This is a genomic window from Propionicimonas paludicola (assembly GCF_002563675.1).
Taxonomy (GTDB): domain Bacteria; phylum Actinomycetota; class Actinomycetes; order Propionibacteriales; family Propionibacteriaceae; genus Propionicimonas; species Propionicimonas paludicola.
The window spans coordinates 522032-546166 of sequence record NZ_PDJC01000001.1 but is presented as its reverse complement, the minus strand read 5'-3'; the positions used below and the strand labels follow the sequence as shown (position 1 = coordinate 546166).

The 24135-nt window shown below is 66.6% G+C and carries 22 protein-coding genes and 2 tRNA genes; 10 read left to right on the top strand and 14 right to left on the bottom strand.

Translation table 11 applies throughout. From position 1 onward, the window contains the following. Positions 1–52 precede the first annotated feature (52 nt). A complete protein-coding gene (orn, locus tag ATK74_RS02520; RefSeq protein ID WP_098459566.1) occupies positions 53–682 on the top strand; it encodes an oligoribonuclease in 630 nt (209 codons plus the stop codon). 107 nt (positions 683–789) lie between these two features. Continuing rightward, positions 790–865 (top strand) — tRNA-His (locus ATK74_RS02515). 60 nt (positions 866–925) lie between these two features. On the opposite strand, the gene ATK74_RS02510 is transcribed toward ATK74_RS02515, so the two are convergent. Next, a complete protein-coding gene (locus ATK74_RS02510) occupies positions 926–2713 on the bottom strand; it encodes an O-antigen ligase family protein (RefSeq protein WP_143483533.1) in 1788 nt (595 codons plus the stop codon). Between the two features lie 137 nt (positions 2714–2850). Here ATK74_RS02510 and ATK74_RS02505 point away from each other — a divergent pair, with 137 nt between their 5' ends. Further along, a complete protein-coding gene (locus ATK74_RS02505; protein ID WP_098459564.1) occupies positions 2851–5052 on the top strand; it encodes a FlgD immunoglobulin-like domain containing protein in 2202 nt (733 codons plus the stop codon). 9 nt (positions 5053–5061) lie between these two features. On the opposite strand, the gene ATK74_RS02500 is transcribed toward ATK74_RS02505, so the two are convergent. Both ATK74_RS02500 and ATK74_RS02495 read right to left on the bottom strand, forming a co-directional pair. Beyond that, a complete protein-coding gene (locus ATK74_RS02500) occupies positions 5062–5685 on the bottom strand; it encodes a DUF2461 domain-containing protein (RefSeq protein ID WP_169923696.1) in 624 nt (207 codons plus the stop codon). 106 nt (positions 5686–5791) lie between these two features. Beyond that, entirely contained in the window at positions 5792–6319 is a 528-nt protein-coding gene (locus tag ATK74_RS02495) for a dihydrofolate reductase family protein (RefSeq protein ID WP_098459562.1), read from the bottom strand. A gap of 104 nt (positions 6320–6423) precedes the next feature. Between ATK74_RS02495 and ATK74_RS02490 the strand changes: the two genes are divergently transcribed. The 3 genes from ATK74_RS02490 to ATK74_RS02480 are packed head-to-tail and all read left to right on the top strand — an operon-like array spanning position 6424 to position 9261. Beyond that, a complete protein-coding gene (locus ATK74_RS02490; protein WP_098459561.1) occupies positions 6424–7218 on the top strand; it encodes an SGNH/GDSL hydrolase family protein in 795 nt (264 codons plus the stop codon). Between the two features lie 22 nt (positions 7219–7240). Then, on the top strand, positions 7241–8539 hold the full coding sequence (locus ATK74_RS02485) for a MurT ligase domain-containing protein (RefSeq protein ID WP_098459560.1): 1299 nt from the start codon (positions 7241–7243) through the stop codon (positions 8537–8539). Further along, on the top strand, positions 8536–9261 hold the full coding sequence (locus tag ATK74_RS02480) for a type 1 glutamine amidotransferase (protein ID WP_098459559.1): 726 nt from the start codon (positions 8536–8538) through the stop codon (positions 9259–9261). The genes ATK74_RS02485 and ATK74_RS02480 overlap by 4 nt, the downstream gene beginning before the upstream one ends. 7 nt (positions 9262–9268) lie before the next feature. Here the strand turns inward: ATK74_RS02480 and ATK74_RS02475 are convergent, their stop codons facing one another. Next, on the bottom strand, positions 9269–10090 hold the full coding sequence (locus ATK74_RS02475) for a cytochrome c biogenesis CcdA family protein (RefSeq protein ID WP_098459558.1): 822 nt from the start codon (positions 10088–10090) through the stop codon (positions 9269–9271). Next, positions 10087–10872, bottom strand: a complete 786-nt coding sequence (locus tag ATK74_RS02470) for a DsbA family protein (protein WP_143483532.1) — start codon at positions 10870–10872, stop codon at positions 10087–10089. The genes ATK74_RS02475 and ATK74_RS02470 overlap by 4 nt, the downstream gene beginning before the upstream one ends. 211 nt (positions 10873–11083) lie before the next feature. Here ATK74_RS02470 and ATK74_RS02465 point away from each other — a divergent pair. After that, positions 11084–11156 (top strand) — tRNA-Lys (locus tag ATK74_RS02465). A gap of 107 nt (positions 11157–11263) precedes the next feature. On the opposite strand, the gene ATK74_RS02460 is transcribed toward ATK74_RS02465, so the two are convergent. Continuing rightward, a complete protein-coding gene (locus ATK74_RS02460; protein ID WP_098459556.1) occupies positions 11264–12496 on the bottom strand; it encodes a tyrosine-type recombinase/integrase in 1233 nt (410 codons plus the stop codon). A gap of 104 nt (positions 12497–12600) precedes the next feature. Here ATK74_RS02460 and ATK74_RS02455 point away from each other — a divergent pair, with 104 nt between their 5' ends. Further along, positions 12601–13428 (top strand): hypothetical protein, encoded by an 828-nt coding sequence (locus tag ATK74_RS02455; RefSeq protein ID WP_098459555.1) that lies wholly within the window; start codon positions 12601–12603, stop codon positions 13426–13428. Between the two features lie 158 nt (positions 13429–13586). Continuing rightward, complete coding sequence (locus ATK74_RS02450) at positions 13587–14921, top strand: toll/interleukin-1 receptor domain-containing protein (protein WP_098459554.1); 1335 nt, start codon at positions 13587–13589, stop codon at positions 14919–14921. A 257-nt stretch (positions 14922–15178) separates the two neighbouring features. Here the strand turns inward: ATK74_RS02450 and ATK74_RS02445 are convergent, their stop codons facing one another. The 6 genes from ATK74_RS02445 to ATK74_RS02420 form a co-directional block, all read right to left on the bottom strand. After that, positions 15179–16591, bottom strand: coding sequence for a DUF3631 domain-containing protein (locus tag ATK74_RS02445; protein ID WP_169923695.1), 1413 nt, complete (start codon positions 16589–16591; stop codon positions 15179–15181). Positions 16592–16653: 62 nt separating this feature from the next. Continuing rightward, positions 16654–16872 carry a helix-turn-helix transcriptional regulator gene (locus ATK74_RS02440; RefSeq protein WP_143483530.1) on the bottom strand — a complete coding sequence of 73 codons (219 nt, stop codon included), beginning with the start codon at positions 16870–16872 and terminating at the stop codon, positions 16654–16656. Between the two features lie 448 nt (positions 16873–17320). Continuing rightward, the gene (locus ATK74_RS02435) at positions 17321–17608 is read right to left on the bottom strand and encodes a DUF3618 domain-containing protein (protein WP_098459551.1); all 288 of its coding nucleotides are present in this window, start codon (positions 17606–17608) and stop codon (positions 17321–17323) included. A gap of 96 nt (positions 17609–17704) precedes the next feature. Then, entirely contained in the window at positions 17705–18691 is a 987-nt protein-coding gene (locus ATK74_RS02430; RefSeq protein WP_098459550.1) for a carbohydrate ABC transporter permease, read from the bottom strand. Beyond that, a complete protein-coding gene (locus ATK74_RS02425) occupies positions 18688–19680 on the bottom strand; it encodes a carbohydrate ABC transporter permease (RefSeq protein ID WP_098459549.1) in 993 nt (330 codons plus the stop codon). Before ATK74_RS02425 ends, ATK74_RS02430 begins: the two co-directional genes overlap by 4 nt. Before the next feature lie 91 nt (positions 19681–19771). Further along, entirely contained in the window at positions 19772–21154 is a 1383-nt protein-coding gene (locus ATK74_RS02420) for an ABC transporter substrate-binding protein (protein WP_245840626.1), read from the bottom strand. Between the two features lie 277 nt (positions 21155–21431). Between ATK74_RS02420 and ATK74_RS02415 the strand changes: the two genes are divergently transcribed. After that, the gene (locus ATK74_RS02415; protein WP_098459547.1) at positions 21432–21908 is read left to right on the top strand and encodes a peroxiredoxin; all 477 of its coding nucleotides are present in this window, start codon (positions 21432–21434) and stop codon (positions 21906–21908) included. 77 nt (positions 21909–21985) lie between these two features. Here the strand turns inward: ATK74_RS02415 and ATK74_RS02410 are convergent, their stop codons facing one another. Continuing rightward, on the bottom strand, positions 21986–23359 hold the full coding sequence (locus ATK74_RS02410; protein WP_098459546.1) for an ABC transporter permease family protein: 1374 nt from the start codon (positions 23357–23359) through the stop codon (positions 21986–21988). Continuing rightward, positions 23359–24054, bottom strand: coding sequence for an ABC transporter ATP-binding protein (locus tag ATK74_RS02405; RefSeq protein ID WP_098459545.1), 696 nt, complete (start codon positions 24052–24054; stop codon positions 23359–23361). Before ATK74_RS02405 ends, ATK74_RS02410 begins: the two co-directional genes overlap by 1 nt. Positions 24055–24135 lie beyond the last annotated feature (81 nt).

Here is a 24135-nt window from a genome sequence, read left to right as displayed (position 1 = left end):
TTCTGATCGGTCGTGGCCGCGACGACCACACAGATGGCAATAAGGTGGACGAGTGAACGACAAACTGGTCTGGATCGACTGCGAAATGACCGGTCTCGATCTGCACACTGACGCGCTGATCGAGGTGGCCGCGCTGGTCACCGACGCCGAGCTGAATGTGCTGGGCGACGGCATCCAGGTGGTCATCAAGCCTCCGGAGCAGGCCCTGGAGCAGATGTCCGACTTCGTCCGTGGCATGCACGCCAACTCCGGGCTGCTGCCGCTCCTGGAGAGCGGCCTGGAGATGGCCGAGGCCGAGGAGAAGGTGCTCGACTACATTCGCGCGCACGTCCCCGAGGTGCGCCGGGCGCCACTGGCCGGCAACACCATCGGCACCGATCGGGCCTTCCTGGCTCGCGACATGCCCACGCTGGAGGCACACGTTCACTACCGCAACGTCGACGTGTCGAGCTTGAAGGAACTGGCCCGGCGCTGGTACCCGCGGACGTATCACAACGCTCCGGCCAAGAACGGCAACCATCGGGCACTGGCCGACATCACCGAGTCGATCGAGGAGCTGCGCTACTACCGCGAAGCACTGTTCGTCCCGACCCCCGGCCACGCCACCGACGTGCTGCGCGAGATCGCGGCTCGGCATCAGGGTTCACTGGCCGGCGAGCGCTCGGCTCCGTCCGCCGACTGACCACCTGCCCGTACCCGCTGGGCCACACACGCTGTGGGACGGCGGATTTCTGCTCAGCCGGGGCATACCGCTAAGCTAATCCAGCCCTAACGGGCAGGCAGTACATGGTGGGTATAGCTCAGTTGGTAGAGCACCTGGTTGTGGTCCAGGTGGTCGCGGGTTCGAGTCCCGTTACTCACCCCATTGGCGGCGTGAGTCGCCGACCCACCTGATAGTCCCCTCGCCGGCGTGAGCCATTCCCGATCAACGCCGGGAGTCGGCCTGCCGCTGGGCATCGGCGGCATCCTGCTCGCGGCCCTGCCTTCGGAACAGCGCCGTGAGATCGTCCCATGGCTCGGCCGCGGAGGGACGCAGCTGGGCGGCTCGCCGGAAGGACTGCTCGGCGGCGGACGCGTCATCACTTTCGGCCTGCGCGATCCCCAGCTTCAGGAGAGTGTCGACGTTCATCGGATCCAGCGTCAGGGCTCGCTGCAGCGCCCCGACCGCCGACCGCGGATCGCCACCCAGCGTCAACGCGTCCCCGAGGGCTTGGAGACACTCGGTGGAGTCCGGCACCTGGTCGCAGGTGCGGCTCAGCAACGCCACCGCGGGTGCCGCGTCCGATCCGCCCTGCTCGGCGAGCTGATTGATCGCCCGGCCGGCACGAACGGCCAGATCAGGATCCCAGGACCGGGTCGCGGCCACGTCCGCGATGGCGGCCGGATCGGGCTGTGCAGCCGTCACCGCTGCGCTCAACCGGGCCTCTGCCAGCAACGCCGAGCCGTACAGGTAGCCGGCGGCAGCCAGCCACGCCAACACGAGGACGGGCCACACCCGGCCGAGCCGAGGCCTGTCTCCAGGCGGGTCGGCAACCGCACCACCCACGGCCAGCAGAACCACGATCAACGTGACCGGATCGGTGTAGGAGAACTGGTAGGTCACCGCGACCCCGAGCGCCGCGGTCACTGCCGCTGCCTGAGCAACCGACCACGGACGCCGGCGCCACATCGTCCAGCCGATCACGCCGACCAGCGCCGCGACCGCAACGAGGCCGAGCCAGCCCGTCGAGGCCAGCAACTGAAGCTCCAGGTTGTGCGGCGAGTCCGGCGGCGCGTAGGGGCCCACGGCAGCCGCCCACTGCGTGGTGTGGAACAGCCCGAGGGCATCGACGAAGCGGGACGGGCCCACCCCGAGAATCGGATGCGCCGCCACCAACGACAGCGAGTCGCCCCACAACAGCAGGCGTCCGCCGATCGTGGCTGATGCGAACGGAGTGGATCCCACCAGGCGCGCCTGACCGGACGGCAGCAGGAAGATCACCGCAGCGAGTCCGGCGAGGGCGGTGGCGACGATCCACCAGCGTGGCGCCTGCTCGGTGAAGCGCCGAAGGATCAGTACCGCCAGCAGCGCGACAGCCGCGCCCGCCCAGGCCGCCCGGGACGCCGACAGCGCCAGCGAGATCACCGCACCCGCGAAGCCGACCAGCCACAGCACTCGGCGTTCGGCGACCAGGCGCCAGCCGAGGATGCTCAGGGCAGCGACGCACCAGGCCCCCAGGATCGAGGAGTTGCCCAACAGGCCGATGACCCGTTCGTCCGGGCGCACGATGGCCTGAACGGCGCTGACTACTGCAGTGACTATCGCGGCGACGGCCATCGAGTCGGCGAAGATCCGGCTGGGCGCCGACAGCGTCGGGCCGAAGATCCGAGCTCCGACACTCAATGCCAACCCATAGCCGGCGACGGCCACGAGCCCGTCGAAGCGCGGATACCGGCCGAGGAAGGACAAGAGCGGCGTCGCGCTCAGCGCACAGGCCACGGCGAAGGCCGCGAGCGCGGCCAGCAGGGCGTAACTGACCTGACGAGGCAGGGCGCCACGGGCCGCAGCGAGCGATCCCAGGACCAAGCCGATGGTCGCCACCAGCAACCATGCCGCCATTGTCGAGTCGGTGGGCGAGAAGCTGGTCGCCAACGGCAGGACGCCACCGATCACCACCGCAGCGGCGACCGCGAGGCGGGGAGTCAGTGGCTGCCGCTTTGGTCTACCTGCCACGACGTGGAGCCTAGTGGGCGAAGCCAGCCGACCGAGCGGACACTTCCATGACGAAATGGGAGGCCCCGTTGCTGCTCCAGAACGCCAGGTGGAGCATTCGTACGGAATCCCATGGGCGTTGAGTTCGGAGGACGGAAATGCACAACATCGGCAAGCAGACCCTACGTGCACTCGTGGGTGGGCTGACCACCTTCGCCATGCTGGTCACGCTGAGCCCCAGTACCAACGCAGCGAGCGACCCCCGCTTCAGCCTCCCCACGCAGCCGAACCTGATCGGGATCATCGCGGCGTCGGGCAACAACATCCTCGCCAGGATGGATTACGCCTTGAAGATCTCGCACGACGCCGGCAAGACCTGGAGCGCCTCGGCGATCACCGCCGAGGCCGTAGACCTGGAGCCGTATGCCGTGCGGGACGCGAAGCTCGTCTATGCCAACTTCAGCACGCTCTACGTCTACGACCTCGCGTCGAACACCGTCACAACGACCTCCGTCACCGATGGCGGCGTTCGTGACGCCACCTCCACGCTCTACCTGGACGGCTCCGGCGAGACCACCGTGGTTCGCTCGATGAGTACCGGCAGCGCCGTCCGAAACGTCAACTTCACCATGCCGTCATGGACCGAAGGGAGCGGCATGTCGCTGGCCACCGATGGTTCCGTGGTGGTGCAGCTGTCCGACGGGGACGAGTATCGGTCCTATCTGGTCTCCAAGCCCGATGGCACGGTGAAGACGCTTCTCGGAAAGACTCGAGTCGAGGCCGACGCCACCCTCGGCAACACCGTCTGGTGGATGACCAGGAGCGGCTCGGTAGCGACCGTCTGCCGCCGAGACATCTCCGCGGCGGCATCGTCCTGCGCGACCGGAAGCCTCGGCACCAGCAAGCGGCCTGGGTACGTCACCCTGCTGCCGTCCACCGGCGGAGCCCTGATCGACGTGACCTGGGACGAGACCGCAGGAGCCAAGCGTCAACTCAAGTGGTTCGCCTTCAGCGGGAGTTCCCTGAAGAAGGCCGTCGATGTGAAGACCGGAGCCTGGGACGTCTCAGTCCCCAACGGCGGCAGCCAGGAGAAGACCTTGCCGATCCTGTCGGCGGTCGACAGCAAGTCCAGCTTCCTGGCGCGACTCAACGCCAATGGCAGCGTCACCCGGCTGAACCCGGTATCGGGCACCGTCCAGCCGGTTGAGCTGGTCAGCCTGGCGCTGTCGCCGACCACCGTTCTGGGCAGTGACACGCGCGTCACCGCGGCCACCATCACCGGGTCCCAGGCGAGCACCAACTGGAAGCGCTCGGTCGGAAGCAGCGTCGGCACGGAGTCCGCACTGGCAACCCTCAACGGCCGAGCCACTGTGCTGGCGTCGGCAGGGCGTTGGGCGGTGGCGGTCGCCGGGAAGGCCGTCCTCTATGACGGTGGGAAGGCCACGACGGTGACCATCCCGAACAGCGCCAGCGCGGCGCGCCTGAGCGGTCCCTACCTGCTTGCCTCCGACGGCCGCGTCTTCGGCACGAACGGGAAATGGAAGGTCTACGACTCAGACACCCGCGATCTGTTCGGAAGCTTGGCGTTGATCGTCTCTGAAGACGACCACGGCAAGACGACCTTCACCGTCCGCGACCTTGCCGGACGCCTGAAGGACGTCACCTTCAGCCGCACCGATGTCGACGGCTGGCAAAGCCAGATCTGGGGCGACTGGATCGCCACGGCGATCCGGATTGGCTCTGGCGACGACGAGGTGTACGCCACCTTGCTGTACAACTATCGGACGAAGGAGTCCAAGACCTTTGACGGCAGTCTCTTGGCCCTCGGGGATGGCGTCGTTGCCACGCAGGACGGCGACTCGGTCAACGCCTGGCGAGTCGAGGCCGGCACCAAGCTGGAGCTGGCCGTCGGGAACCCCGTGGTCACGTTCGACGGTGGCCGGCTCGCGTACAGCTCCGGGGGCTACGACACCCAGCAGGAAGGACTCGCCGGAGGAGAGGTCACCATCACCCGAGTCTCCGGCGCCGGCGCGAGCGCGCCGCGGGTCCTGGGAGTGGTGGCCGCGAGCAGCTTCACGTCGGGATCCTGGTCACCGAAGATCGACCTGACTAAGCCGACCAAGGCCGGAACGCTGGTGATCAAGGACGCCAAGGGCGTCACCGTCCGCACCCTGACGGTGAAGGCGAGCGCGGACGGATCCATCCGCGGGGTCAAGTGGGACGGCAAGAACAACTCCAAGAAGAAGGTCGCCAAGGGCAGCTACACCTTCTGGCTGGAGGTGGCGGCCGCCGACGGCTCTGGTACCGCCACCAGGGTGGACGGTAGCTCGGGAGCGCTCGGAACCGTCAAGCGGGCATAAGCAGGGCGCCTACCGACTCAGGCGAGCATCCAGCCACTCCAGCAGTGGACGGTAGGTCCGCCACTGATCCGCGACCTGCGCGGCCAGTTCGTCGGTCTCCAGCCAGTCCGGAATGGCGTGCTCGACGCTGGCCAGCAAGGTCTTGTGCCGAAGCAGCTCGATCCGCGGATGGCCAGGGTCGACACCGCGCGGGGCGGTCTTGAGCCGCTCCCCCACCAGCTCGACGCCCTCGCCTTCCAACTGGGCGGCGATGCTTGCCAGCTGCGAGCCGCTGTCGTCGTCGAGGACGGCGTCCCGGTAGGCCGCGATCTGCTCCGGGACGGGCTGGTACCAGCCGCCGCCGGTGAGCAGCCCCTGGGAACTGACCTGGACGTAGTAGCCGACCCCCGGTGAGGTCAGCACGACCGCACCCTGGTGGGTCTTGTACGGCGACTTGTCCGCGGAGAACCGGACGTCCCGGTGCGGGCGGAACAGCTTGGCGTCCCCGAACTCGTCGGCGAGCTCGTCGCAGAGCCGCTGCATCGGGTCGCGGACGACTCGGCGCCAGCGCTCCTGGTTGGCCGTCCACCAACCGCGATCGTTGTTCAGTTCCAGTTCGGCGAAGAAGTCCACCGCATCGACAGGTATGCCCATCGCCACACTGTGGCACCGGCCCGGACCGGCAGGAAAGGGGTCGCCGCCCAACTGTGGACAACCCGTGCCCGAAACCCGAGCCGGGCGGAGACCGCCCCCGTGGGGGTCAGCTGCCGGTGCGCACCCGATAGCGAGTGCAGACGAAGTCCCGGTTGCGGGCGACGTCGATCAGGTCGAGTTGGAGGGCGCGAGTGAACAGTGGCTTGCCCGAACCGAGAGTGACCGGCGCGAACTGTACCCAGAGCTGGTCCAGCAGGCCCGCCTCAGCGAACTGGCCGGCGAGATCGCCTCCGCCGACCACCCACACGTCCTTGCCGCCAGCCGAGGCGACGATGTCGTCAAAGACCTCGGTGGGATCGCCCTTCACGAAGCGCACATCGGCATCTTCGGGGGCCGGCAAGGCCCGATGAGTGAACACCCAGGTCGGCTGGGCGTACTCCCACGTCTCCTGGTTTCCCCGCAGCCACTCGTAGGTGGACGCTCCCATCACCAGCGCGCCGATCCCCTCGATGAACCCCGGGTAGGCCATCGGCCCCTGCTGGTCGAAGTCCTGCGCGAACAGCCACTCCAAGGAGTGATCATCGGTGGCGATGAACCCGTCCACCGAGGCTGCGGTGTAGAAGTGTGTGGCCATGCCCCCATCGTAGGAAGCGGTACTGACCGAAATGCCGACCACCGGCCGAAGGCTCCGAGGGCCGCGCTAGGTTGGCATCGACTCATAGACAAGGACGGTGGCAGGTGACGGCGACTCCCCGGTGGCGCTCCTTCGTGGCGCTCGGCGACTCGATGACCGAAGGCCTCCAGGATCTCGATCCGAACGGCGCTCCCATCGGCTGGGCCGACCGGCTGGCCCAGCACTTGGCCGATCGGGCCGGCGAGCCGATCCGCTACGCGAATCTCGCCATCCGCGGACGGCTGCTGGGCCAAATCCTGGCCGAGCAGATCGAGCCGGCGCTGGCTCTGAAGCCGGACCTGGTGTCCCTGTGGGGCGGCGGCAATGACATGCTGCGGCCCAGCGCCGATCCCGACCAGATGGCCGCCGAGGTGGAGCAGGCCGTGATCCGGTTCCGCGAGGCGGGCACGGACGTCCTGCTGGGGCTCGGCTCCGATCCGCGGGAGTCGCCGGTGATCAAGCTCACCCGTCCCCGGGTCGCGGTCTACAACCTGAACTTGGTCGGCATCGCGCGCGCCCACGGCGCCTACCTGGTGGACGGCTGGAACCTGCAGGCGGTCCGCGACTGGCGGATGTGGCACGAGGATCGGCTGCACCTGACTCCGGCCGGCCATGAACTGATCGCCCAGGCCGCCCTGGTCAGTCTCGGGCTGGAGCCCAGCCGCCCGGATTGGGACGCCCCGCTGCCGCCGGTACCACCACTGAACTTCCGCGAGTCCGTGGACTGGAACCTGGTCTGGGGCCGCGATCATCTGGCGCCCTGGCTGGGCCGTCGGCTGCAGCACACGAGCTCGGGCGCGGGTCGCACCGCGAAGTACCCCGACTACATCCAGGTCGCGCCGGTTGAGCACGCTCGCTGAACCGTCGGGCACAATGGGCGACATGACCCGCACGCTCAGCACTCGTGGCGTGCTCGCACCGCCGAGCCTGCCGAACCGGCTGCGGCTGAGCGCGGCCATCCTGGCCGGCAACCTGGCCGCCTTCGGCTCGCGCCTGGCCGGAAAGGGCTCCGGCGCCTCGGTCCGTGGTCAGATCCTGACCCGGCTGGCTCCGTCCGCCTTCGCCGATCTGCTCCGCGGCCGCCGGGTGCTGGCGGTGTCGGGCACCAACGGCAAGACCACCACCACACACCTGCTGGCGGCTGCCGTCCGCGCTGGCCTCGGCGCCGACGCCGCTCGGCTGGTCACCAACGCTGACGGCGCCAACCTCGGCTACGGGATCGCCTCGGCGCTCAGCCAGGCCCGCAAGGCCGATATCGCCGTGATCGAGACCGATGAGCGGGTGGTCTCGGCCATGATCGAGCATGCTCGTCCGGAACTGCTGGTGTTGCTGAACTTCAGCCGCGACCAGCTCGACCGCCACCACGAGATCAAGGCACTCGGCCGGGCCTGGCGAATCGCCCTCGAGAGGGCCGGCGAGGCCGGACCGACCATCATCGCCAACGCCTGCGACCCGTTGGTCACCTGGTCTGCCGGGACGGCTGCGAAGGTGATCTGGGTGGAGACCGACACCGTCTGGCATGCCGACGGCGCCCTGTGCCCGGCCTGTGGCTCGCTGCTGGTCCGGGTGCCGGCCACCGGACGCGACCGCTGGGACTGCCCCGGCTGCGAGCTGAGCCAGCCCGTCGCCGACTATCGCGTTGCCGGCAAGACCATCATCCTGCCTAGTGGCGAGGTGGTTCAGCCGGATCTCCAGGTCCCCGGATCCTTCAACATCTCCAACGCCGCCTGTGCGCTGGCCGCCGCCCTGGAGTTCGGCGTCCCGCTGGAGGCGGCCCTGGCGGGAATGCACACCGTCACCTCCCCGGCCGGACGTTTCGCCACCACCACCTTCGGCAGCACCACTGCCCGGCTGCTGCTGGCCAAGAACCCGGCCGGTTGGGCAGAGGCGCTGCCTCTGGCGACGTCCGACCCGGTGATCCTGGCCATCGACGCGGTGGCGGCCGACGGCAAGGACGTCTCCTGGCTGTGGGACGTCGACTACGAGCAACTGGCCGGCCGGCACGTGGTCTGCACCGGGCCCCGGGCTCAGGACCTGGCCGTCCGCCTCAGCTACGCCGGAGTCGAGCACGAGATCGAGCCCGACCTGCGAGCCGCCCTCGGCGAGCGCAACGCCGCCGTGGACGTGATCGCCACCTACACCCCGTTCCAGGCACTGCTGAAGATGGCGGGGTTGCGATGACGCCGGTGAAGATCGTTCTGGTCTACCAGTCGCTGCTGGGCATCTACGGTGACCGCGGCAATGCCATGGTGTTGCGTCAGCGGCTGCTGCGCCGCGACATCGACGCGACCGTGGAGATCATCGAACCCGGCGATGCCGTGCCCGCCGACGGAGCGATCTACCTGCTCGGAGGCGGCGAGGACGCCGCACAGGTGTCGGCCGTCAACGGGCTCAAGGCCGATGGCAACATCTTCGGTGCGGTCGAGCGCGGCGCGGTGCTGTTCGCCGTGTGCGCCGGGCTGCAGATCGTCGGCAACACCTTCACCGTGGGCGACCATGACGAGGTGATCGAGGGCCTGGGATTGATTGACGTCGACACCCGGCGCGGCGACGTCCGGGCGGTCGGTGAGATCCTCACCCACTGGACCAAGCCGGACGGCACCGAGTCGCTGATCACCGGCTTCGAGAACCACGGCGGCTTCACCACGCTCGGCCCGCTGGCCCGCCCGCTGGCCCGGGTGGAAATCGGGATCGGCAACGCCAACGACGGGGTGGACGGTGCCGTCCAGGGCACCGTTATCGGCACCTACCCGCACGGCCCGGTGCTGGCCCGCAACCCGGAACTGGCCGACTATCTGCTGGAGCTGGCGCTGGGACGCGAGTTGGAGCCGCTGCCCGACCCCGAGCTCGACGAACTGCGCCGCCAGCGGATCACTCACATCCGCAAACACGGACGCGGCTAGCCAGGGCCTACTTCTCGGCGCCGGCTCGCTGACTGCGGCGGCGCTGGATCAGCCATACTCCGATCAGCACCACGGCGGCCACCGCCACCGCGACCAGGTCCGGCACGCGGGAGGCACCGGCCAGCACCTGGGCTTCCAGGTTCACCTGGCTGTTGGCGTCCAGCAGGCCGGGAGCGGCCAGGGTGCCGTCGGTGACCAGCAGCAGGATGCCGAGCAGCACGGTCACTGCACCGCCGATCACCGCGGTCCAGCTGTTCCGCCATCGGCCGATCTTCAGCTCGCGCGGACGCAACAGCCCTTGTAAGCCAGGGATTCGCTCCCACAGCAGAGCCAGCAGGAACAGCGGCAACACCATCCCGGCTGCGAACACCAGCAGCACGATCCCGCCATAGAGAGCGCTGCCTCCGATCGCGGCCAGGGCGAGTACCGAGCCGAGGATGGGACCGGCGCAGATGCCGGCCACCCCGTAGACGGTGCCGAGCAGATAGACCGCCAGCCCGGACGTCCCGGCCAGCTGACCGGCCCGGGCCAGGCCCGGGATCGGGACCCCCAACAGCTGGACCAGCCCGAGCACGATCACCAGCACCGAAGCCACCAGGATCAGCAGATCGCGGTGCCCGGCGATCAGCGCCCCGAAGCCGCCGGCCAGCAGGCCCAACGGCACCAGAGTGGTGATCAGACCCAGGTAGAACAGCGTTGTTCGCGAAGCCATCGCCCCCAGGCTGGTGAACGCGTAGCTGAAGAACGCCGGCAGGAGCAGCACCGAGCACGGGCTGAGCAGGGTGAGCACCCCACCCAGGAAGGCGCCGACCAGGCCGACGTCGGTCATTTGGCCGCAGCCAGCTCTTTCTCGATCACCTGCTGGAAGGAGGCCAGCGGCTGAGCACCGTCCATGGTCTGGTTGCCGATCACGAAGAACGGGACGCCGCTGACGCCCATCGACTGGGCCAGCGTCGTGGACTCGGTCACCTGGGTGCGCAGGGCCTTGTCCTCCAAAGCGGTGGTGAACTTCGCCAGATCCGGAACCCCGGCCGTCTTGGCGAAGCCGACCAGCTTGTCCTTGGGCATGTCCGGGTGCCCCGAGGGCGGTGCCGCGGCGTAGAGGGTGGTCATGAACTCCCGATACTTCCCCTGGGCGCCGGCGGCCCGCGCGGCCACGGCGGCGTCCACCGAATGGTCGCCGAAGAAGGCCACATCGTGGATCTCGAAGCGCATCTTGCCTGACTTCACGTAGTCCTCGTAGAGCACCGGCAAGGTGCCATTGGCGAAGGCTGCGCAGAACGGGCAGCGGAAGTCGGTCCACTCGACGACCAGAAGCGGCGCGTCCGGATCGCCCCAGGCCATCGGGTCGTCCTTGAGGTTGCGCGCCACCTTCTGGGCCAGCGGGGTGGCCGGCGCAGACGGCTCGGCAGCAGCGCTGGACGTGGTGGGCGCCGCGGCCTGACTGGTGGCGGCCGCTGTGGGGGCCGGCACGGCCAGCCGAGTCATGCTGTTGCTCTGCTGAGCGATCACCACCATCAACAAGAACAGCACCACCACGGCGAGGGCGACGTTGAGTCGCTGTGCTCGCTTGAGTCGTCGTCCAGTGTCTACGGGTTGCGGTTCACTCACCGGTCCAGGCTATCGTCACCGCTGGTCACAGCCGGGTCGAATGGCTCGGCTGGCCGCTGTTCGGCCGTCCGCCACCGAGCCCGCAGCGCCGCGGAGGCCAGCCCATCGGTCATCTGGCCGGCCGCCCTGACCGGCCACGAAGCCACGCATCTGCGCAGCAGGCGGCCCGATTTCGCACCAGGGCCCGGGTTGTTGTAAAGTCTCTTTCCGCGCGCCGCTAGCTCAACTGGCAGAGCAGCTGGCTCTTAACTAGCGGGTTCGGGGTTCGAGTCCCTGGCGGCGCACGAAAAGGTCCCTGGCTACGTCATATAGCCAGGGACCTTGTCTATTCAGTGACGGAAGTACCCACTTAGGTACCCACTTGAGGGATTTCGCTACATCAGTCCCACCGTCAAAGGAGAGCGGCTAGCTCTGCCTTGTTCCCCCGCAGGTCGCGGCCGAGGTAGACCCTGGCCGTCATCGCTGGGTTAGCGTGGCCGAGCTGATCTGCGATGCGAACCAGCGGCGCGTTGCTCTCGTGAAGGATCGTAGCCACGGTGCGCCGGAAGGTGTGCGAAGTCGCCCACGGCAGTCCAGCATTGTTGAGGACCTTGCGAACCCACTTCTGGAGGTTCGAACTATCCATGGGTACATGCGACGCAAGCTCGACGGTCGAATCCGGCCCTTGCAGCGACGGGGCCGGGAAGACCATGCCTTCGGTTCCGCCGACGCTCGCGCGCCGCCGTAGCCGTTCGAGAAGCCAGCCCGGGGCAGTGAGTCCGCGCACTGAGCTGAGGGTCTTTGTCCCGTGGATCTCGATGGCACCATCCGAAAGGCTGACGTGCTCCCACCGGAGCAGGCGAGCCTCGGAGATCCGAACGCCCGTGCCAGCAAGGAAGGCGATCAGATCGGCCACCGTCTCCCACTTGCGGGCGCTCCGCGGGTCCGCCCACTCCTGCGCCGCAAGAGCGTCGGCCGCCTCCATGGCCTGAATCCGCTCATCGGACGTAAGGCTTCGGCGAATGTCACGGGCACTGGCCCGGGGATTGATCGCCTTGACAGCGCCCGTCTGCAGAGCGGCGTTGACAGGCAACACTCCGCGCCGAAGAGCCATGCCCAGCACCCCGGACAGCACCGTGCGCAGCGTCTTCGCAGCCCCGGACCCATGTTCATCCGCTACGCGCTGGAGCAGCGCGAGCAGGCGCTGAACATCGTTGGCTTGAGCCAGGGTGAGTCCGCGGAGGTGACAGCCGTCGGTGTCGATGTAGCGGGCGAACGCGCCACGGTAGGCCTCCAGCGTCTTCGCCGACTTCCCAGCCTCGGGCCGTTCGATCTGCTTCAGCCAGACGCGACCCGCCTGGATGAACGGCGTAGAAGGCTTCAGCGAGTCGTCCCCGGAACCAGCCGACGCATGGCGCTTATCGGCAACCGCCTCCCGGACAGCCTGAACCGCAGCTTGTTTCGTCCTGGCATACCTAGTGACGTCCTCCCTCACCCCGTCCAGCGACCGGTACTTGCACCGCGCCCGCCACATAGTGGCCTGCCGAACGTTCGCCGCCTTCACTCGCTTGTTGTTCTCATCACGGCGGTAAGGCACCGCTTCGATTTCTGAGTGTTCGCCGGGAGCGAGCCTCGCATATGCCATGACTACGAGGGTACTCTCTTCGCGGTTCGACTCAACGCGGTTCCGAATCGGCCCCGGGAGGCCGAACCCCGTGAGAACATGCTGCCCATCGCCTAGGGAGGAACGTGGACGAAGACACCTATAGGGACCAGTTCAGCATCCAGGTGGCCAGCGGAGAGGAGTTCTGGTCGTTCGTAGGTGCGGCCCAGGAGATCGTCGATCGCCATGCAGGGGTGCTAGGCGTTACCCCGACTCCCGACCCTCAGGTGAGTGTCAGCTTCGCGAACGCCAGGTACGAGCGGCCGAGCCTGGCGAGTACCTTCGAGGCACTCGACGCGGACCAGAAGAGAACCGTCCCATTAGCCTTCCGTTGCCGGTGGTCTATTCCTCGACTCACCATCATCTTGACGGACGGGTTCTCCGATGACTTGACCAGCCCTTTGACTCGAACGCTCAAGGTCGCCGCCGAAAGCCCCGATCAGCTTCTAGCCACGCAGAATCGGGCCAGCCTGGAGGCCGAGTTCGGGCTTGTCGCTAAGGAACTGGAACGACTGAGGCCGTCGAGCACACCCGCAACGCCTAACCCCAGCACACCTACCCCGGCTTCGGAGCCCGCACACCGCTTCCATCTCCCGGAATGGACCAACAACGCCCTGGTCGGGAGCTTGATCGGGAGCCTGTCGGCCCCGGCCATCCTTGCCGTCATCGGGTGGCGGGCCGACCTGGATGCCACCACGTCAGCAAGACTCCTCGCAACTGCAGGCTTGCTGGGCGGGACGGTTTTCATGCTCGTTGTCGGCATATTGCTGGGCGCCGCGGTCAGGCGGCCAGCCAATCGCGCAGACTGGTGGAAGCTCGTCCGGATAATGGCCCTGTGCTTGTTCGCCACTTGTGGTGTCGTCCTCTACATCCTCTGCCTATGGCTAATTTGGACGCGAACCCCACCCCCATAACCCCGACACAAGCCCTCTTTCTGACCCGCCGTCCACAACCAGGAGTGAACCTGCCACGGTTTCGAAGTCGCCGCGGGACGCATTGAGCGGCTCACCACTGGGGTCGCCAATGCTCCGATGCAACGCGTGGGCCGCCTTCACGCCCGTAAGCTGAGGCAGTGCTGTACGACGTGTTCATCTCGCATGCGAGCGAGGACAAGGATGGCTTTGTCCGGGATCTGGCAGAACGGCTTCGTGACTCCCACATTGAAGTCTGGTACGACGAGTTCAGCCTGAATATCGGGGATGGACTGCGCCGTTCGATCGACAGGGGCCTGACCCAAGCACGGTTCGGCGTCGTCGTGCTCAGCCCACACTTCTTCGCGAAGCAGTGGCCACAGTGGGAACTGGATGGGCTTGTGGCAAGGCAGAATGATGGCGACCGCAACGTGCTGCTCCCGATTTGGCACAACGTAACCAGGAGCGACGTGCGCGCATTCTCACCTCCTCTGGCCGACAAGGTCGCAACGCTCTCATCGGAGGGGCTGGACGCTGTCGTGAAGAAGCTCGCCAAGGTGATTCGGCCCCAAGGATCATCGTTGATCGAAGCGCGCGATTACCTAATTGAAAGGGGATGGGAAAGCCCACCGGTCATCTCCGACGATTGGTGGCTCGACATGGCGTCCGAGGCGAGTTACGACAGGTCCGGGGTTTGGGAGCGGTGGGAGTTCCCGCTGCCGCCTTGGGACAACGACGCACGTGCCCGTGGGCACCGCATCGCTCAGGCAGCTCTTCAGAACGCATGGCGGTCAGCGGCCAACGATCAGCGGATCAGCCAGCTAACCCCACCAGAGCGAGTGCACGAATTCATCCGCTCCCACCCCGGGCTACTCGATACCTGCCTCAAGCATGTGAGTTTCGTAGTCGAGTACGCGCCGCAACTAGCCATCACCGGCTTCGGCGGGCCACTCGAACAAGAGATTGAGCGTAGCTACCAGGTCGCCGTGGAAAGGGGCCGGCGATCGGTGTCCGAACAGCTCGCGCTTCACGCACCAGACTTCTTCGGGATGGACCCCGCCTACGTCGCGTGTCACTACGTTCAGGGCTCACTCATGGGACCGAGCACATCGTTCTATGAGCCCATCGATGTAGCTCTGTGGCTACTGTCGGATACCAGCACGTGGTTGCCTAGCTCCACTCGTGCGTTCCTGACACAAGGGATGATCGAGTGGCACATGTGGCCGTGGGACGCCAATAACCTCCGATTTGCGAACGACTTCGGCTTCCGCGGGATACCCGCAACGGGTGCCCTGTTCGAGAGGCTTTACCAAGCTCGGTCAGCCGAGACAGTCCGGATCACGCAGGCGATCCGGAGCGACATGGAGCACCGATTCGGATTCACTTCACAGCTGCTCAACCTTCCGGAAACTGGCAGCGAGCTGACGCAGCGGTTCATTGATGCGAGGTTCATCGAGGGTTGGTTCGAAGGACGCCGCAAGACCCGGGCGCGCTGATGGCGCGAGGCATCGGCAGTGCCAAAGTCGAAACTCCCGTCACACCGGAGGCCGCCGCCTCTTGCTGACCCGGTTGTCGCCCGGGTACCTGCCCATATGAAAGTGCCTCCGACAAGGCACTTGCCCAGATCGCCCGGATTGGCCAGGTAATCGGAGTACGAGGCCGGCCGGGGGTATGGCGGTGCCCGCGTGGTCGGTTTCGGAGGGTTGGGGAAGTGTTGGGTATGACCTGCGTTGACTGAGCCTTGGGTCGGTCCCTACGGGCCGCTATCGCCCGGCATTTCACTGTTGTCGGGCACTCCGACAAGCTTCCATGCTCGGGCCATGTCGGCCAGGCAGTAGCCACGCGATCGCTCACCATCGGAGCCCCAGCGGGTTGGTGTGATCCCGTAGAAGCGCTTCAGCTTCCCGGACAAGGCCTTTGCCGTGAGGGGTCTACCGGACGGCACGCCCCACAGGCTCGGGTTATGCGCAGCCAGCGCATCGACCAGTGCCTTGCTCGACATCCGGTTATGCCCGGAAGGCCAGATGGCCCACACGTCCCACATGAGTTGCTCATTGGGCGGCAGGTCGGAGGCATCGGTCTCAGCCTTGCGGCGGTCACGGTCAACCAGGGCGAGGCGTCCAGCCGTGGCAAGCCACCGGCCGCCTGCGGCGTGGGCTGCGGAGAGCATGATCGACCAGCGATCACGGTCACGAGCGGCCAGGCCCGGCGCTGGTGGCTTCCTGACGAGCCTCTGACTAGCCGCGTCCATCGCCCATGCCGCCAGCCGGGCGCGAAGCCGGTCATCCACGCCGCTCAGGTGCTCAACCCAGTCAACCTCCGGGGTGTCTTCTGACCGGACCAGTCGCACGGTGAGGGTGCGTTCCTCGGTATCCGGAGCGAGGCGCACGCCATTGCCCGCGAACGCCACCGGCATGAACACATCAACCTTGGTTGCTCGCCAGTCCTGCCCGACCGGCACCGTCAACCTCGCAGTGGCCCCACGCTCCCAGCCCGCGTTGAGGATTGCGGTAGCTCCCTCGTTCTCCGGTCGCAGAGTCTTGTCTGCCTCGTCGAAACACAGCGTGGAGTAGCCCTCATCCTGCGCGATGCGGGTAATCGTGGAGTTGGTGACTGTGCTGCCGATCACCTCGCCGCGATGCGACAGCCGGGCCACGAACCTGAGCAGAGTCGACTTACCAGCACCGTAGGACGGGGCCACGATGGCCAGCCTCGGAATCGCATGCCCCACCCCATGGGCACCCAAGTGCGTGGCCGCAATCCACAGGGCCACCGTGTCCAAATCCTCATCAGTCTGGGCAGACACGAAGTGCCCGAGCATCTCGCGAACATCCGAGAGCGGATCATCCGGCAACCCCAGCGCCCGCCGTGCGAACGCCCTGATCTCCCAAGTCGCCTCCGGGGCAAAACGTCGTGGAGCGAACCCGGTCGGCACCGGCTGCGACTCGCCCCGCCGCTGCCGGGCGTACATCTTGTCCCACCTCACATGGCAGGACTTGCAGCGTGGCTGGTAGTGCCCGGTGTCCAGCGAGTAGGCCGCGCCGTAGTTCGCCCTATCGGCCGCGTAGCGCTCGTCAGGGTCCGCGTGGTCGTAACTCCACTCCTGGGCCAGCCCATCGCAGTCCACGCACTTGTGTAGGTAGGCAGGCAGACGCTCGTCGGCCACCCGCTCGTGGGCTGCCCGGTACCCGACAGGCGCGGCACACACGGGGGTCATTCCCAAAGCGGTCACGCCGCCGCCCCGGTCCACGCGGCCAACTCATGGGCCGCGAAATGCTGGACCTCCCCCTCCATCCACGCCACCACGTCGGCCGCCCGATAGAGCACGCGACCACTCGGGAGCTTCACAAACTGCGGCCCCTTGCCCTGCCCCCGCCAGTACTCCAGCGTCCCGGGCGCGTGGTGTGCGAACTCCGCCGCCTCCGCGGTAGTCCAGTACTCAGCCATGCACATCCAACCCTCCTGACGGCCTCTTGGCGTCCGTGCCCGAGGCGTCCTCAACGGAGCACCCACGCTAGGCATCAGCCATCTCTGGAAGCAATGTCGACACGCCGAGCATCGCACCCGCTCATAGAGTCGATGTGGGTACCGATCAGTACCCACATTGGTACCCACCTCTCCCGTGTAGGCGCGTGAACATGAGTGGAGGTATTCCCTCTCCACTAGCATGTTTAACTCGTAGCGGGTGAGCGAGTATGGACACGCATGGAGCGATGTGGACGCTGCGACTAGACCTAGCGGGTTCGGGGTTCGAGTCCCTGGCGGCGCACAGAGAGTCCCCGGTGATCCACCACCGGGGATTTTCGTTTTTCCGGGGGTAGTCGTCACCCAGGACGAACGCGGAAGGCGGCAACCGCCCGCAGCATCGGACGGCAGCAGGACCGCCCCTACCGGCTCAGCGACGCAACAGCGAGCGGACGACCGCGAAGAAGGCGATCGAGCCGGCTACGGCCGCACCGATCAGGGCTACCCGCTCCACTCGCAGCGAGCCGTCCTCATTGGTCAGCTCCTGCTTGGCGGCGGCCACCTGGGCCGAGCCGAGGGCCTTCACGTCGGCGACGGCATTGGACACGATCGCCTTCGGATGCAGCTGGACGAACAGATCCTGCACGGTTTCGGCGAGGTGATCGCGGGCCGCGGCAATGTCGGCCTCGATGGCCTCCTTGCTCCTGATCTCAGTCATCTGGTCCTCCTGCGAATCCGATGCCCCCAGCCTATGCCAGGCCTCCGCATACCGTTGAGCCCCGGGTCGACACCCGGGGCTCAACGGCTGCGTCGATCAGCCCTTCACGCCACCGGCCAGCAGGCCGCGGACGAAGTAGCGCTGCAATGCCAGGAAGACGACCACCGGGACCGCCATCGAGATGAATGCGCCAGCCGACAACAGGTACCACTTGCTGCCGAAGCTGCCCACCATCTCGTTGATGATCCGAGTGATCGGAGCATCTTCGGCGGCAGCGAAGGTCAGCGAGACCAGCAGATCGTTCCAGACCCAGAGGAACTGGAAGATGCCGAACGAGGCAATAGCCGGTACCAGCAGCGGCAACAGCACCTGGAAGAAGACCCGGACGTGTCCAGCCCCGTCCACCCGGGCCGCCTCGATCAGCGAGCGCGGGATCTCCTTCATGAAGTTGTGTAGCAGGTAGATCGCCAGCGGCAGGCCGAAGATCGTGTGCGAGAGCCACAACGTCCACAAGGTGTTCTGCAGGTGCCAGGCCGTGTACTGGCCGAGCAGCGGCACCAAGGTCACCTGGATCGGCACCACCTGGAGTGAGAACACGAAGGCGAACAGGATGTTGCGCCCCTTGAAGTCGATCCAGGCGAAGGCGTAGGCAGCCAATAGAGCCAGGATGATCGGGATGATCACCGCCGGAATCGTGATGATGAAGGAGTTCACGAAGGACATCCCCAGGTTGTGGGTATCCAACGCTTCGGCGTAGTTGTCCAGCGAGAAGTGCGGGTCGGTGAACGGCATCAACCAGCCCGAACTGCTGAAGTTCAGCGGATTCTGTGCGATTGCCTCACCGAAGGCCTTCATGCTGAAGTCCGGGTTGGAAACCGCCGTCCACCAGCCCGAGCGGCTGATGTCCAGCGGCTGGCGGAATGAGGTCACCAGAAGCCCGGCAGTGGGCGTGGTCCACAGGATCGCGACCAGGATCGCAATCACCGATGCGGCCGGTGAACTGAGCCGGTTCTTGGCGTCGATCTGACGCTGCTCCTTGCGGGTCAGCTTTCGCTGCGCCTCGACGCGAGTGTCGTCGCTCATCGCTCCCCCTCCGAAATCCGCATTTGCCGAAGGTTGTAGATGATGATCGGCGTGATGATCAAGAACAGGAGCACCGCCAGCGCATTGCCGATGTTCTCACCGTTGCGGCCGAAGCTCTGGGTGTAGAACTCGTTGGCGATGACCGACGTACCGAAGTTGCCACCGGTCATCGTCTTCACCACATCGAATGCCTTCAGGGTTCCCATGGCGATCGTGGTGAGCACCACGATGATGGCCGGACGGACGCTGGGTACGGTCACCCAGAAGAACAGTCGCAGGCCGGTGGCGCCGTCGACGTTGGCAGCCTCGATGGTCTCGTCCGGGATGGCCTTGATTGCCGCTGACAGCACTGTCATGGCGAAGCCGGCCTGGATCCAGATCATCACGATGATCAGCATGAAAGTGTTCAGTGGCGGGTTGGTCATCCACTGCTGGGGGGTTCCGCCCAGCCAGACCACAATCTGGTTGAGCAGACCGACCTGCGGCCGAGTGCCCTTCACGCCGGGATCGCGGAACTCGTAGACGAACTTCCAGATGATCGAGGCACCCACCATGGAGATCGCCATCGGCAGGAAGATCAGCGTCTTCGCGAACTTCTCGAACCGGGAGCGATCCACCAACACTGCGTAGACCAAGCCGAGGGCAGTGGCGATGCTGGGCACCAGCAGCACCCACCAGAACGTGTTCAGCAGGACGGTCAGGAAGCCGGAGTCGGTGAAGATGATCGCGTAGTTCTCCAGACCGACGAAGTCCTGTCCGCGCCGGTCATAGAAGGAGTTGCGAATGGTGATGACGCCCGGCCACAGCAAGCCGAAGGTGATCAAGAGCAGGGAGGGGCCCAAGTACCCGGTGACCGGGATCCACTTGGGCAAGCGCGGACGATCCACTACCGCCAGGACGAAGCCCATGACGAGCGCGAAAAGCGCGATCGCCAAGACCATGACCAGCAGCTTCTCGGGAATCGACTCGGGCTTGAGCAGCCACATCATTGGAGTCTCTCCTATAGCCAGCAGTGAGCGTTGGGCCCGGACCCGCTATCAGCGGAGCCGGACCCAACGCATCTGTTCGGGACCTAAGCCGTTACTTCTTCGGCCAGGACTTCTCGATGGCGTCAGCAACCTCCTGGGTGCTCTTGCCATTGATCCAGTCGGTCATGCCGGTCCAGAACGAACCCGCACCAACCGCACCCGGCATCAGGTCGGAACCGTCGAACCGGAAGGTGGCCTTCGGGTCGGTCAGGATCTGGTAGGACAGCTTGTCGACCGGCTGAACCAGCTTGTTGGCGTCGAGCTTCTTGTTGGCCGAGAGCCAGCCACCGTTGGGGGTGGCGTCAGCCTTGGCGTTGCTCCACTCGGGGCTGGCCAGGTAGGCCTGGAAGGCCTGGACCTCGGGACGATCGGAGAACGCTGCCGCGAACTCGCCGCCACCCAGAACCGGCTTGGAATCGGCGCTCATGCTCGGGAAGTAGAACGCCCACACGTCGCCGTCCTCGCCGACCTTGGTGCCCTTGGGCCAGTTGGCCTGGTAGAAGGACGCCTGGCGGTGCATGAAGCACTGGCCATCAAGGATCGGGTTACCGGCCTCGGTGAACGACGTGGTCGCGATGGTCTTGACGTTGCCGTAGCCACCGTTGACGTACTTGTCGTTCTTCAAGATGGTGCCGACCTTGTCGATTGCCGCAACGACCTTGGGATCGTTGAAGGCGATCGAGTGGTTGACCCACTGATCGTAGACATCGGTGCCGTTCACGCGCAGCATGACGTCCTCCACCCAGTCAGTGGCCGGCCAACCGGTCGCGCCACCGGACTCGATGCCCGCGCACCACGGCTTGACGTCGCTGTCAGGGTTGTCGGCAACGATCTTGTCGGACAGAGCGATCAGCTCGTCCCAGGTGGTCGGCACCTGGTAGCCCTTGTCGGCGAAGGCCTTCGGGGAGTACCACACGAACGACTTCACGTTGGCGCCCACCGGCACCGCGTAGAACTTGCCGTCCACCGAGCCGTAGGTCTTCCAGGCCGGGTCGTAGTAAGTCTCGACGTTCTTGGTGGCCAGATCGCCGGCCGGGAACACCTTGCCCGGGTAGTCCTTGACCAGGGTGGCCAGCAGACCGGGCTGCGGGATGTAGGCGATGTCCGGGGCATTGCCGGCCTTCAGACGAACCGGCAGCTGCGCCTCGAAGTCACGGGAGCCCTCGTACTTGATGGTGGCACCGGTGCACTCCTCGAACGGCTTGTAGGAGTCGGTGTGCGGCTTGGCCTCGGAGTCGCTCGCAATCGAGGTGAAGACCGAGATGGTCTTGCCCTTCAGATCGCCGTAGTCCTTGTAGGCCGCGCACTTGTCGTCAACAGCAGCGCTGGTCGTACCCGAGGCCGGCCCCGACGCGGACGGCGTCGCGGCGGTGCTGCAAGCAGCAAGGGTGAGCAGGGCGGTTGCGGAAGCGGCGGCGACCAGAGCGCGTGTCACGCGTGCATGTGACATGTGTCCTCACTTCTCTGTGATCAGACCCCCCGGTTGGGGGATGTTCGGACTGTAGCCCCTGAACTGTCCGGGTGGACCGGACCGGGCAAATCGTTATTTTGCTGTAACCTTTTAGCAGAGAGTAATCCCTAGTCAAAGGCACCTTGCTGACGGCAGAGTTCCGGCCTCTGACAAGCCCATTCACCACCTGTGGAAGCGCTCCAACCGGACCACCGGCTGGGGCTGCGAACCGAGCCGCGCGACAGCCTCTACAGTGAGGGTCATGGCTGAACTGACCTCGGGAGATCTCGCTCCGGACTTCACTCTCGTCGATGCCGATCAGCGACCGGTGTCGCTGTCGGACTTCGCCGGAAGCCGGGTGATCTTGTACTTCTATCCGGCCGCGATGACCCCCGGCTGCTCGCTGGAGGCGGTCGACTTCAACGCTGCCATGACCGACCTGGCGGCCGCCGGCTACCAGGTGGTGGGCATCTCCCCCGACCAGCCGGCCAAGCTCGACACCTTCCGATCAAAGGAGAGCCTGGGCTTCCCGCTGCTCTCCGATCCGGAGCGGACCGTCCTGGACGCCTACGGCGCCTACGGGACGAAGATGCTCTACGGCAAGCAGGTGTCCGGAGTGATCCGGTCCACCTTCGTGATCGATGTGGATGCCAACGGGGCGGGCACCATCGAACTGGCCCAGTACAACGTCCGCGCTACCGGGCACGTGGCCCGGCTGCGCCGCGAACTGGGCGTATAACCGGGAAGGTGGTGGCCGGTTGTGCCTTGCCGACCACCACCCCAGTGAGCCCGGACGGGCCCACGTCTCTTACCGGCTCAGGCTGACGGCTGAGCCGAGTTCGCCGCCGCCCGCACCAGTGGACGGCAGGCCTCCCCCGCCGCCCAGACCAGGGCGATCCCGACGGCCATAGCCGCGGTGAAGCTCCAGTAGCCCAGGTCATTGGTGCCGAGCTTGGGCATCAGGGCGAAGAAGAAGGCGGCCATTCCGCCGGCCCCGAAGGCGGCCAGCGCGGCCGGGGCCACCACTGAGACCAACCGCACCCGCGAGTGCAACTGCAGCGGCACCCCGAGGTTGCTCAGCTGGCGCAGCTCCTGCTTGCGGTCCAGCACCGCCGAGGCCTGATTCAGCAGCGTGGACGCCGCCGCCACCAAGAAGGCGATGGCCACGGTCAGGTAGGTGCCGGTCTGGATGTCGGCGGTCAGGATCGCGGTCAGCGGATCCGGGTCGTTCATCCCCGGCACGCTCATCAGCGCGGCCCCGGTGAACCCGACGAACGCCAGTCCGGAGACCGAGCGCCACGACCCCTTCGGATCGGCCAGCAGGCGCCGTCCGGCGATCAGCAGGCTCGGCTGACCGAACCGGCTGAGCAGCAGCCCGAGCAGCTGCAGCAGCCACGGACCGACCAGGTTGATCACTCCCATGAAGATGGCCAGCGCGATCATGGCGATCGAGGCCGCCATGGTCAGGTCGCGGGAGAAGCTGAGCAGTCCCGAGACCACCAACCAGGCCACCAGCGCAGCCGGCACAGCCAGGAACCGCCACACCTTCAAGCCGGGACGCGGCTCGCGGCGAGCCACCCCCAGCGGCGAAATCCGTAGCCGGAGCAGACCGGTCACCGAGCTCAGCCCAGCCAGCGCGACCTGCAGGACGATCACTGAGGCGATCGCCGCCGGCGGCAAGAGCATCTCGGTCGCCGATAGCGGGGTGGCCTCGAACTTCAGCAGCGCCCACCCCGGCAGGGTGATCAGGTAGCCGATGGTGCCGATCGCGGCCCCCAGCAACGCCGACAGCATGGTCTCCAGCGTGCTCAGCGCCACCGCCTGGCCGCCGGTCACCCCGAGCAGCCGCAGCGTGGAGAGCCGCTGATCGCGGCCGAGCGCGCCCATCCGGGCCGCCCCGGAGCCCAGGCTCATCACCGGGACGATCAGCAGGACGCCGGCACAGACCGCCAGCCAGGTCCAGAAGACCAGCTGGCTGATCCCGAGCGCGGCGTCCGGGCCGAGCGCCTGGACGAAAGCGGTGGGCGGCACCAGCTGGCGCTGGTAGAAGGTGTTCACTCCGGCCAGCACGATGAGCAGCAACCAGCTGCTCAGGGTGAAGGCCGCGATGGCGAGCAGATCGACCAGGCCGTGGCCGGCCGACACCCGTCCGCGCAGCAGCAGGGGGGCGACCTTGGTGAGCTTGGTCATCAGGCGGCCGCGATCCGCGCGAAGTCGGTCAGCACCTGGCCGTCGACGATCTCGATGTGCCGCTCGCACCAGGCGGCGACCTTGGCGTCGTGAGTGACCACGACCAGGCTGGCCCCCACGCCCTTGGCGGCCGCGGTGAGCACCCGCATCACCTCGGCGCCAGTGGCCTGATCGAGGGCACCGGTCGGCTCATCGGCCAGCACTACGGCCGGAGATCCGACCAGTGCCCGAGCGATCGCGACCCGGTGCGCCTGGCCACCGGAGAGCTGCCCGGGACGCCGCCGCTCCAGCCCGGCCAGGCCCAGCCGACCCAGCCACTCGGTGGCCCGGCCGAATGCCTCAGTGCGCGAGCGACCCTGCAGCAGCAGCGGCAACGCCACGTTCTCGACCGCCGGCAACTCGGGCAGCAGCTGGCCATCCTGGAACACGAAGCCCATCCGATCCAGGCGCAGCCGGCTGCGGGCAGCGTCGCTGGACAGAGACACCGGATCACCGCCGAGGCTGATGTCGCCCCGATCGGGCTTGAGGATGCCGGCCAGGCAGTGCAGCAGGGTGGACTTGCCGGACCCGGACGGGCCCATGATGGAGACCGACTGGCCGGCCGGGATGTCGAGGCTGACGTCCACCAAGGCGTGGACATCGCCGAAGCTCTTCGAGATCGAGCGCGCAGAGAGCATGGAGTTGCTGTTGGTCATGCCTCCAGCCTCGTCCCTGACAAGGGCGGACGCACTGGCGCCCAGTGGCGTCTTGACGGTAGTGCTGGCACTACCTCCCGG